The 10,817-nt window shown below is 51.4% G+C and carries 11 protein-coding genes and 1 other annotated feature (1 of these 12 only partly in view); of the genes, 4 read left to right on the forward strand and 7 right to left on the reverse strand.

Annotation, left to right across the window (positions count from 1 at the left end; all coding sequences use genetic code 11):
- The first annotated feature begins 60 nt into the window (after positions 1 to 60).
- On the forward strand, positions 61 to 405 hold the full coding sequence (locus KVT34_RS06535; RefSeq protein ID WP_009672640.1) for a YugN family protein: 345 nt from the start codon (positions 61 to 63) through the stop codon (positions 403 to 405).
- Positions 406 to 417: 12 nt separating this feature from the next.
- A complete protein-coding gene (ftsW, locus tag KVT34_RS06540) occupies positions 418 to 1,602 on the forward strand; it encodes a putative lipid II flippase FtsW (RefSeq protein WP_217557708.1) in 1,185 nt (394 codons plus the stop codon).
- A gap of 113 nt (positions 1,603 to 1,715) precedes the next feature.
- Here the strand turns inward: ftsW and KVT34_RS06545 are convergent, their stop codons facing one another.
- A complete protein-coding gene (locus KVT34_RS06545) occupies positions 1,716 to 2,102 on the reverse strand; it encodes an Asp23/Gls24 family envelope stress response protein (RefSeq protein ID WP_217557710.1) in 387 nt (128 codons plus the stop codon).
- A 197-nt stretch (positions 2,103 to 2,299) separates the two neighbouring features.
- Here KVT34_RS06545 and cax point away from each other — a divergent pair, with 197 nt between their 5' ends.
- Positions 2,300 to 3,343 (forward strand): calcium/proton exchanger, encoded by a 1,044-nt coding sequence (gene cax / locus KVT34_RS06550; protein WP_217557712.1) that lies wholly within the window; start codon positions 2,300 to 2,302, stop codon positions 3,341 to 3,343.
- Positions 3,344 to 3,391: 48 nt separating this feature from the next.
- Here cax and KVT34_RS06555 read toward each other — a convergent pair whose 3' ends face one another.
- The 5 genes from KVT34_RS06555 to KVT34_RS06575 all read right to left on the reverse strand — a co-directional run bounded on the left by KVT34_RS06555 (position 3,392) and on the right by KVT34_RS06575 (position 8,249).
- Complete coding sequence (locus KVT34_RS06555) at positions 3,392 to 3,676, reverse strand: Fpa/YlaN family protein (protein ID WP_042232658.1); 285 nt, start codon at positions 3,674 to 3,676, stop codon at positions 3,392 to 3,394.
- A gap of 144 nt (positions 3,677 to 3,820) precedes the next feature.
- Positions 3,821 to 4,069 carry an HPr family phosphocarrier protein gene (locus KVT34_RS06560; protein WP_042232655.1) on the reverse strand — a complete coding sequence of 83 codons (249 nt, stop codon included), beginning with the start codon at positions 4,067 to 4,069 and terminating at the stop codon, positions 3,821 to 3,823.
- Between the two features lie 103 nt (positions 4,070 to 4,172).
- A complete protein-coding gene (locus KVT34_RS06565; RefSeq protein ID WP_217557714.1) occupies positions 4,173 to 5,288 on the reverse strand; it encodes an aminopeptidase in 1,116 nt (371 codons plus the stop codon).
- Between the two features lie 47 nt (positions 5,289 to 5,335).
- A complete protein-coding gene (locus tag KVT34_RS06570; protein WP_217557716.1) occupies positions 5,336 to 6,040 on the reverse strand; it encodes a TVP38/TMEM64 family protein in 705 nt (234 codons plus the stop codon).
- Between the two features lie 193 nt (positions 6,041 to 6,233).
- Entirely contained in the window at positions 6,234 to 8,249 is a 2,016-nt protein-coding gene (locus KVT34_RS06575; protein WP_217557718.1) for a diguanylate cyclase, read from the reverse strand.
- Positions 8,250 to 8,566: 317 nt separating this feature from the next.
- On the opposite strand from KVT34_RS06575, the gene rpsD reads away from it, so the two are divergent.
- A complete protein-coding gene (rpsD, locus tag KVT34_RS06580; RefSeq protein WP_217557720.1) occupies positions 8,567 to 9,172 on the forward strand; it encodes a 30S ribosomal protein S4 in 606 nt (201 codons plus the stop codon).
- 97 nt (positions 9,173 to 9,269) lie between these two features.
- Here the strand turns inward: rpsD and tyrS are convergent, their stop codons facing one another.
- Positions 9,270 to 10,535 (reverse strand): tyrosine--tRNA ligase, encoded by a 1,266-nt coding sequence (gene tyrS / locus KVT34_RS06585; RefSeq protein WP_483311428.1) that lies wholly within the window; start codon positions 10,533 to 10,535, stop codon positions 9,270 to 9,272.
- A 60-nt stretch (positions 10,536 to 10,595) separates the two neighbouring features.
- Positions 10,596 to 10,817 (reverse strand) — a binding site (T-box leader) (it continues 95 nt past the right edge of the window).

Consider the following 10,817-nt stretch of genomic DNA (forward strand, 5'->3'; position numbering starts at 1 on the left):
AAGACGTAGGGAAACATACTATCATGGTTAAAGAATGCATAGAAATTGGAGGCGTCTGAATTGATTATTGAAACCAAAGGGTTTAAAGGCCTAAAAAGCGATCTTGCCCACCTCGACGAAGTAACGACCAAACTCGGTTTTGTACGTGGGCAGTGGGAATATACCCGTGCAACTTATGATTTGAAAATGGAAGACCCGACGACGAAATCCGACTACTACCTGCGTGTAAACACACGTGCCGAATCCGGCAAACTGGAATCTCCTTACGCGATTCTGTACATCGAAGAAGCATACATAGGCAGAGCTACATTCCCGCACGGTCTCGACTACGAATCCCCGATTCCGGACGCGATCTTGAACAAAGCGAAGCAGAAGCTGTCCCAACTTCAGCAGCTGTTGGCGTAACAGGAGACTCTCTTGAGTACCCCTCGCAGAGGAACGCCAGATTTTCTGCTTCTTTTCCTAACCTTCGCGCTGGTCTGCTTCGGCATCGTGATGGTTTTCAGTTCCAGCTCGGTATACGCATCGACCAAATTCAGCAACCCTTGGTATTTTGCGACCAGACAAATTTTATTTGCCGTAGTCGGAACTTTCGGTATGCTGTTCTGCATGAATATCCGGTACAGCAAACTGAAAAACTGGGTCAAGCCCGGCTTTCTTGTGGTAGTTGCCATGCTGGTAGCCGTCCTTTTCTTCAAAGGAATTAACGGCTCCAGAAGCTGGCTCCCGCTCGGAAAATCGTTCAGCCTCCAGCCCGCCGAGTTTGCCAAGCTCGCTGTAATCGTTTACCTGGCACAGCTCATCAGCAAGAAGGGCGACAATATACAGGATATGAAAAAAGGCCTTCTGCCGGCTGTTCTCATTACGGCTTTTATCGCCTTCTGGATTCTACTCCAGCCGGACGTCGGTTCGGCCGCTATTCTTATCCTTTGCGCCAGCGTGGTGATCTTCGTGGGAGGCGCCCGTGTGAAGCATCTGTTTTCCCTCGGGGTGGCGGGCGGGCTGGCCGCTACGGTGTTTCTCGGCCTCTATTTTCTGTTTAATTTTAAATCCGCTTCCGATCATGTCGGTCTAAGGATGAAACGGTTCACTGCTTACTTGAACCCCAAAGACGATGTGCTGGACAGCGGTTTTCAGGTCATGCAGTCTCTTTACGCTTTCGGGCATGGCGGAATTACCGGCGCCGGTTTCGGGCAGAGCATTCAGAAACTCTATCTGCCCGAGCCCTATACGGACTTTATTTTCGCCATTATCGGCGAAGAGCTCGGCATGATCGGCAGCATACTTTTCCTGCTGGTCTACATCATCTTCCTGTGGCGCGGACTCGTCATTGCCGTCCGGTGTCCGGACCGGTTCGGAATGCTGACCGGCGTCGGCATTATGACCATGATCGGAGTTACGGCCATCATCAACATCGGCGGGGTAACAGGAACGCTGCCGATGACCGGGGTTACGCTCCCGCTCATCTCCTACGGGGGATCGTCCATGATGGTCACGCTGATCAGCATGGGGATCATGCTCAGCCTTTCCCGCGAGCAGAACCGGCTGGAGAAGAAGGAGAAGGTCGAGAAGGTTACGCAGACTACGCGGGTATACCGCTAGCAGCGCTTTCTCCCCCTGATCCGATAGTCTGTGCGAGCGCGACAAAAAAAAGGATGCCCCCAGGGCATCCTTTTTTGGTATGTACGCTACCCGGCAGCGGGACCTGAATCGGATTATTTCACGCGAGTCGGATCGTCAAGCGAGGCGGTCTCGTCTTCCTTGAAAGAAACGCCTTCCACTTTGACGTTTACCTCCACGATCCGGAGTCCCGTCATGTTCTCCACCGCTTCGCGCACGTTAAGCTGCAGTTCTCTGCATACATCCTGGATCTTGCTTCCGTAAAGGACGATGACCCGGAGATCGACGGCAGCTTCCACTTGTCCGACCTCTACAGAGACACCGCGCTGAACATTTTTTCCGCTCAGACGTTTGGCGAATCCTTCTGATATTCCGCCGGACATCGCGGCGATTCCCGGTGTTTCCAAAGCGGCGAGGCCGGCAATTGTAGCCACCACATCGTCCGAAATGCGTATGTTACCCGTTTGAATTTCTTCGACCATCCGAACCACTCCTTCACCAATCGTTATCCCTATTGTAATTGCTGGCAAATGAGAAAGCAACCGAATGCGTCACAGCCGGAAGGAAGCGGACTTTTCCTACGCGCGGAAATCCTATTTTACAACATTGCCGTTTGTGGGTATATTATTTAAAGCGTACATACCTGTAAGATACTTAACCTTAAGCGGAGGGATAGCTTTTGAGAAAGAACCTGTTTAACATCGGTTTAATTGTCACATTCGCACTTAGTGCCGTCGCGCATTATATGCACTGGGGCACGACAATCCAGTTCGCTATCTCGTGTCTGGCTATCCTGTTTGTGGCCGGATTCCTGGGAAAAGCGACCGAAAGCGTCGCCCACTACGCCGGTGACCGGATGGGCGGATTCCTGAATGCGACTTTCGGAAATGCGGCGGAGCTTATCATTGCCTTCTTTCTCGTCAAAGACGGCATGTTCGATGTCGTAAAAGCCAGTTTAACGGGAGCCATTATCGGTAATCTTCTACTCGTTCTTGGAGCGAGCGTGCTGGCGGGCGGCCTGAAGTTTAAAGAACAAAATTTCAACATCAAGCTGGCCTCGCACAATGCCTCTTTGATGACGCTTGCCGTGATCGCGTTATTCATTCCCGCGGTGTTTGCAAAGAGTCTGACCCAGAAAGAAACGACCCAGATGAGTCTGATCGTGGCCGGTGTCCTGATCGCAGCCTACATTCTGTGGCTCATTTTCTCGATGGTGACGCACAAGAAGGAGCTTTCCGATCAAGTTGTCGAACACAGCGAACCGGCCTGGTCCAAAAGGACGTCGATCCTCTTCCTTCTGCTCGCTACGGTTATGGTAGGCTTCGAAAGTGAATGGCTCGTCGGAACGCTGGAAGAATTCACTTCCCAATTCGGACTCTCCGAACTGTTCGTCGGCGCCTTCCTTATTGCGATTATCGGAAATGCGGCCGAACACAGCGCCGCGGTTATGATGGCTCTGAAGAATAAAATAGGAGCCGCCGTAGAGATCGCGGTCGGGAGTTCGCTCCAGATTGCTTTATTCGTAGCTCCCGTTCTTATTTTCTCAAGCTTCTTCATGGGAAATACAATGGACATCGTCTTCACCACTTACGAGCTGGTTGCCATCGGGGTAGCCGTTATTATCTCGAAATCTATCTCCCAGGACGGTTCCTCCAACTGGTATGAAGGGGTCCTTCTGCTGGCGGTTTATCTGATTCTCGGTGTAGTCTTCTTCCTCGTCTAGTGAGCTTCCTTATGGAATCAACAAAAAAAGTAACCCGCCTGGTGTGGGTTACTTTTTATTTAAGGCTTCATACAACTTCGCCAAATTACGCTCCAGCTTATTCAGCAGTTCCTTGCCGACATTGGCGGGAATAAGTCCTGCACGGATTGCGAAATCGATTTCCCGCGAATACCCGTACATTTGTGTATCGAGCACCTCTTCGTACAAAGGGCATTGACGTGTCGTCAAGTTTTCCATTTGAATTTCGATCAGCTTTTCGATTTTATATGCATCTTCTTCAAGAAGATTAAGAGCTTTCTGGTTCAAACTCACCAGCAAATCCGATGAAGACATACTTCTTTCCCCCCTGTACAGATTCCTACGCCTTAAGTCTAATATAGACGAAAATAAGCCAAGTTACAAGAGAAAGGGCCTTTGCCTTCCTTTTCAAACCATATAAAAAAGCGCCCCGCATGCGGGACGCCCTTATTTCTCGGATTAGTCTTCCACGATTTGAATGGCCAGCTGATGCTTGGCGAATACTTCAGCCATTGCTTTCTTGGCTTCATCCGCATCCGCTCCGTGAACATGAAGCTCATAGCTGCCGGAGCTCAGAAGCGTCGTGAACAGACCCAGAATGCTTTTAACGTCAATATACTTATTATCGTACTGCAGTACGATGGAAGATCTGAACTGATTCGCAGTCTGGGAAATTTCCACAATCGCTGCATTGTTGGCACTTGGCATGAAGCATTCCTCCTATACGGTTCAACGTCGTCATTTAGTTCCATGTTACACGATGAAACCCCTTACACGCAACAACTTTTTCCATTGCACGTTCTAAAAGGGCTTATTTCAGATTTTCGGGATTAAGGCCCTCGAGTTCGGGAATCACAAACCGTCCGTCTTTGCGGATCAGCACGTCGTCAAACCACACTTCTCCGCCGCCGTACTCGGGACGCTGAATCAGAACGAGATCCCAGTGCAGAGAGGAACGGTTGCCGTTGTCCGCTTCTTCGTAGGCTTGTCCAGGGGTGAAGTGCAAGCTTCCGTCAATTTTCTCATCAAATAAAATGTCTTTCATCGGATGCTGGATATAAGGGTTAAAGCCCAGACTGAACTCTCCGATATAACGGGCGCCTTCATCCATATCGAGAACTTCGTTAATGCGCGCCGTGTCGCTGCTTGTCGCTTCCACAATCTTGCCGTTCTCGAAGCGGAACGAGATGTTGTCGAACGTAACACCCGACTGAATCGAAGGCGTATTGAACGTAATCGTCCCGTTTACGGAATCGCGGACAGGCGCCGTGAAGCATTCCCCGTCCGGAATGTTATTTTGACCCGAGCATTTGATTGCGGGAATTCCTTTGATCGAAAAAGTCAGATCGGTACCCGGCGCGACCAGCCGCACCTTATCGGTCCGCTCCATCAAAGCCTTCAGCGGATCCATCGCCGCATCCATGTTGCCGTAGTCGAGATTGCACACGTCGAAATAGAAATCTTCGAAAGCATCCGTGCTCATGCTGGCCAGTTGGGCCATGGAAGCGTTCGGATAGCGAAGCACCACCCAGCGGGTATGCTTGATTCTCTGCTCCAGATGAACCGGCTTCTGATAGTAGAGGCTGTACAGTTTCATCTGTTCTTCGGGCACATCCGCCCATTCGTTCACGTTCTCTCCCGCTCTTACTCCTATGTAACCGTCCATTCTTTTCATGCGGGCAAGATCGGCTTCGCCCCATTCCTGCATCTGTTCCTTCGTTGCGGATTTAATCAGGGAACCGAGTACACGCCGGTCGATCAGATCTACGTAAGGCTTGCCTCCGCGGGCATAAACTTCTTCGATCAGGCAGCGGACGAGTTCCCGTTCGGAACCGTACATCTCGATCCACACATTTTCTCCTGGCTTGACATCAAGCGAATATTGGACCAAATTGGCCGCAAGCTGTTGAATTCTCGGGTCACGCATGAACTTCATTGCCTCCTTAAATGAGTGCCGGTTCTATATTTCCCGGATTACGAGGACGGTTTGTCCTGCTTCCGGGCATCCAGCCGTTTTTTAAATAGACTGCCGAGTACCATCAGAATAACAAAAATGGCAAGCAGAACGAATAATCGGCCCTTATACGCTTTGAAATGAAACAAATCATGGGCAATCAGGGACTCCAGCAGCACCATCGGAATTTTACCGATCGTCGTTCCCAGTACGAACTGGCGGAACGTTACCGAAGTAACACCGGCTCCAAAGCTGATGGCTGATGATGGAATGACGGGAATTAGCCTCCCCATCAGGATGTACAAAAAACCGTGATGTTCCATTTTCTTGTTAAACTGCTGTACAAGAGGTTTGGAGCTCAGTTTTCTTTCGACCCAGTCATGGGCAAAATAGCGGGCGATAATAAACGCCGTCACACTACTGAGCACCGACATGACGTAATTCACCACAAAACCCCACTTGATTCCGAACAGCGCGACGTTGGCGCCCGCTATGATCACGAACGGTACGAAGGGAAACAGGGTTTGAAGAAAGACCAAAGCTATACCCAGAGTTTTGCCCAGCACGCCAAGCGAAATAAGCCATGGAGTCAATTGCTCCATAGACGCGCCCATATGTCTCCAATCCGATTTTCTATAGAGAATCGAAAGAACGGCAATGATAACCAGCACGATCGTCAATCCATAAATAAATCGTTTGGTACGAATAAATGTAAGCCATTTCAAACTCGCCATCCTCCTGACATTTTTATTGTAACATTTTCTGGGATGATGTAAACCGCGAGGCCCATTATTACCCGATATGTCACCTTTTAACCGGCGGAAGAGCCGCACGAAGCGTCCTTATTGGTAACAAACGCAAGAACAAGCGACCACGATCAACTAGATTCCGTCCCTGCTGGCATAAAAAAAGCGCTCCTCACGAGGTGAAGGAGCGGCTTTGATCCATAACGATTTGATTTCGGCCATCGTGCTTGGCTTGGTACAAGGCCATATCGGCTTTGTAAAACAGGGATTCCACGCTGATTTTATCATCTTCCCAGAACCAGTCCGAAACCCCGCAGGACACGGTCACTCCCGGACGCGTCTCGTTCATGACTCTTTCCCGGATTCTTTCGGCGACGCGGAGAGCCTGCTGTTTTCCGACTTTCGGTAAATAAACAGCCAGCTCTTCACCGCCCCAGCGGGCAGCGATGTCCGTGTCGCGGATACTTGAAGCCAGAATCCCGCTGACCTGCATGAGAATCTGGTCTCCGACCTGGTGGCCGTACGTATCGTTCACTTGTTTAAAATAATCGATATCCACGACGATAAGAGATCCGCAGAAATCTTTCTTCTGCATCTCCTGTACCTGGTTGTTCAAATAATGACGCGCATACAAGCCGGTCAGCTGATCCATAATGACTAGACGCTGGAGCTCGGCATGCAAAGTCGCGTTCGTGATGGCCAGGCCGATATGGCTGCAAAGCGCCTGAAGCAGTTTGAAGTTATCGTAGGAGAAATAATGGGGCTCGCGGTGGGCGACCAGGATGACGCCGAGCACTTCTCCCCCTCCAAGAATCGGGGCCGCCATCAACGATTTCGATTTCGACAATTCCATCAGTTTCGACGAAACGTGGAATCTCGGGTCGTAATCCGACACGATGATGGCTTCCTTCCGGTCGTAAACGAGCCCCGAGTAGCCTGTCCCGGGTTCAAGATGCTCGTAATGCAGCCGAATGAAGTTGCTCGCTTTGACGACAAGCCGCTCCTTCTCTTCTTCCTTCTGAAGAATACAACAGAATTCTCCTTTGAAGATATCCGTAAGTTCTCCGCAGGCGAAATCAAAAATTTCGTGAAGACTCAAGCTTTGGGTCAGCTTTTGGGTCATATCGTTGATGAGCCGCAGCTCGTTGACCAGCAGATTGGAATGCTCGTAGAGCTTCGCATTCTCGAACGCCGTGCCGGCCGCGTCCGCAAGCAAAGTTATAAAGGAGAGCTCCGCCGGATCGACCGTATCGCACGTATATTTAAGATGAAGAACTCCGTATACACCCTGATTTCCCGAAAGAGGTGCCGCAATCTCCCGGCGGCGGATTCCGTCTCCCAAATTTTCTTCGTACACGAACAGCTCGCCTTCCAAAAACGCCTTGGCGCAGATGTCTTCCTCGCCGCTCTGGTAGCGGAGAAGCTTGAATGGAAGAGCTCCGTTATGATGGTCCTGCGAAAGCAGCAAATCCAGCATGACGAACGGGTACAGTTCCTGGATGCAATCGATTACGACCGTAAGAACGGCATTAACGTCGATCTGCGCATGCAGTTTGTTCGTCATCTCGAACAGCATCTCCCATTTGCGCAGCTCCCGCTCGTTGCGGTTGATCTGCCCCGACAAGGAGAGCGCCGTGCGGGCGGAATGTCCGCTCATGCTGAACTGCTGCAGCGACAGGATCTGAGACTCGAGCATCGCCTCCAGCAGGGCGTGATCCTGAACAGGTCCGGAGAGGATGCCGATCGTTCCGATACATTCTCCCGACGGGTTGTACAGCGGAGCGGCACAGGTCACACAGCCGCGCAGCGCCCCTTCGTTATATGTGGAATCGTCGACGGTAACCAGTCTCTGGTGGCGCTTACACTGCGAGAAAGCGGTTCGTTCGAGCAGCTCCTCCGTCCATGCTGTTCCGTCCCGGTATAGAGGATGCAAAAAATTTTCCGCGGTATAAAATTCGATAATTTGGCCGAAAGAATCAAATAGTTCCAAAGAACCATTAAAACTACGCAAATACCGAGCCGACCGACCTATCCAATTTTTGAAAAGCTGATGGAGTTCGTCGCGCTGCGACAGAGATCCGCCCTGCCTGTCAAGATGAAGAACATAGGGCTCCAGGCTTGATTCATCAAGCTTTTTCGCGTTTTCGACGGGATAGTACGGTAAGGGGTGGTGAAGTTTGTCGCTCATAGACAACTCCTTTTCCACTTCCGAATAATTAAGAAGTATACTCCTAATGATACTAAATTTTTAGTAGTTATGCACTATCTTTTCCAAGAGTTTATACGGAGTTCTGCGCTTGACATAAGTCCTTTTTTTGCATAAAATAAATAGTCGAGTACAAAAGGTTGTCGGGAGATTTTCGTGACTCACCCTCTATAGCTTCGCTGCTGATTAGCCTGCGGCTGAACAAGCTTCTCAGAGGACGCCCTTCGCGTCCGCCGGCGAAACTATCACGTGATCTGCCCATCTATCCAAAATAACATTTGAAGAGGGGTAACATCCATATGTCACGTTATACAGGTCCTAAATTTAAACTTAGCCGTCGTCTCGGTATTTCTCTGAGCGGCAGCGGCAAAGAACTCAAGCGTCCGTTTCCTCCAGGTCAACACGGCCCGGGACAACGCAAGAAGCTGAGCAACTACGGCATGCAGCTTCAAGAGAAACAAAAGCTTCGCCTCATGTACGGCGTACACGAGAAGCAGTTCCGCAACCTTTACAGCTTTGCTGCAAAGCAAAAAGGTATTACGGGCGAAACGTTCATGCAGCTTCTTGAAAGCCGTTTGGACAACCTCGTATTCCGTCTTGGCTTCTCCAACTCCCGTGCAGGCGCGCGTCAGCTTGTTGCTCACGGTCACGTGACTGTAAACGGCAAAAAAGTCGACATCGCTTCCTACTCGGTTAAAACCGGCGACGTGATCGGTCTTCGTGAAAGAAGCCGCGGTCTCTCCGTAATCAAAGAAGCACTGGCTAACCGTAACTACCTCCCGGCTTACGTTGAATTCAACGAAGCGGCTCTGGAAGGTAAATACGTTCGTCTGCCGGAGCGTTCCGAGCTTCCGCAAGAGATCGACGAGAAGCAAATCGTCGAGTTCTACAACCGTCTTTCCTAGTCAACCGTCAGGTTCGACCGCAAAAAAGCCCCGATCTCCGGATCGGGGCTTTTTTGCGCTTCCCCCCGGTTGTGAGGGGAAGCATTTATCGTGCGCATTATGTTAATTTAATTTTCGCGAATTTACGCTTGCCTACTTGAAGAATATCGCCGTCCTTCACTTCTACGGACGCGTTCGGGTCGGTTACTTTCTCTTCGTTCAAGCGGACACCGCCCTGCTGAATGCTGCGCTTCGCTTCTCCGTTGGTCGCCTGCAGGCCCAGCGTTACGAGCAGCTTCACCAGGCGGATTCCGCCTTCTTCAAGCTCTCCGGCGGCAAGCTCGACTTCCTCGATGTCGTCCGGCAGCGCACGCTGCTGGAATACCGTCACGAAGTGGCGCTCCGCTTCACTTGCGGCTTCCTCGCCGTGGTACATGCGCACAAACGTAGCGGCCAGCCGCATTTTGGCGTCGCGGGGATGAACGCTTCCGTCTTCGATTCCCGCACGGAGCGCGCTGAGCTCGTCATGGCTCAGATCCGTCGCCAGCTCGTAGTACTTCAGCATAAGCTCGTCGGGAACAGACATCGCTTTGCCGTAAATCTCGTTAGGCGCTTCATCGATCCCGATGTAGTTACCGAGGCTTTTGCTCATCTTATTTACGCCGTCGAGTCCTTCAAGCAGCGGCATCATGATTGCGACCTGGGCCGGTACGCCGTACTCCTTCTGCAGGGTACGCCCCATAAGCAGATTGAATTTCTGGTCCGTGCCCCCAAGCTCCACGTCGCATTTCAGCGCAACGGAATCATAGCCCTGCATAAGCGGGTAGAAAAACTCGTGCACGTGGATAGGCTGACCGGAGGTGTAGCGTTTGGAGAAATCGTCGCGCTCCAGCACGCGGGCAACCGTCAATTTGGCGGACAGCTCCACCACATCGGCAAAAGTCAGGGGGCTGAGCCATTCCGAGTTGTAGCAAACGGTCGTCTGCTCGGGATCGAGAATCTTGAAGATCTGCTTTTTGTACGTCTCCGCATTGCGCTTCACGTCTTCTTCCGTCAGCTGCTTGCGCGTCTCGGATTTTCCCGTAGGATCGCCGATACGGCCCGTGAAGTCTCCGATCAGAAGCTGCACATGGTGCCCCAGTTCCTGGAACTGCCGGAGCTTGTGAAGCACAACGGTGTGGCCCACATGAATATCGGGCGCGGAAGGGTCCAGACCCAGCTTGATTTTGAGCGGCCGGTTGTCCGCAAGGGACTCGGCGATTTTCAGCTTCAATTCTTCCTCCGGCACAATTTCAACCGCTCCGCGGCGCAGAATCTCAACCTGGCGCTCCGCTTCGACCTTCTGCTCGGCCGACAACTTTTCCCATACATCTTTCATCGTCATCTTGCTTCCATCCCTCTCATTGCTGAAGTTTTCGCTGCATAACAAAAAGCCTTCCTGTCCACAAGGGACGAGAAGGCTTTAAACTCGCGGTACCACCCTAATTAAAGCACCTTCACCGGCATAAGGCCCGGGCAGGCGCTTTCACTCCATTCGGATAACGGGAAACATCCCGGAAGAAAGCTACTGAAAGAAACTTCCGCCCGATCCTGTCCAGACGGCGGTCGTCAAGCCGTTCCGTTCGTACGGCCGGCTGCTCTCGTGTTCACAATCCCTGCTCCGGAC

The sequence above is a fragment of the Paenibacillus sp. GbtcB18 genome, assembly GCF_019091125.1.
Lineage (GTDB): Bacteria > Bacillota > Bacilli > Paenibacillales > NBRC-103111 > Paenibacillus_F > Paenibacillus_F chitinolyticus.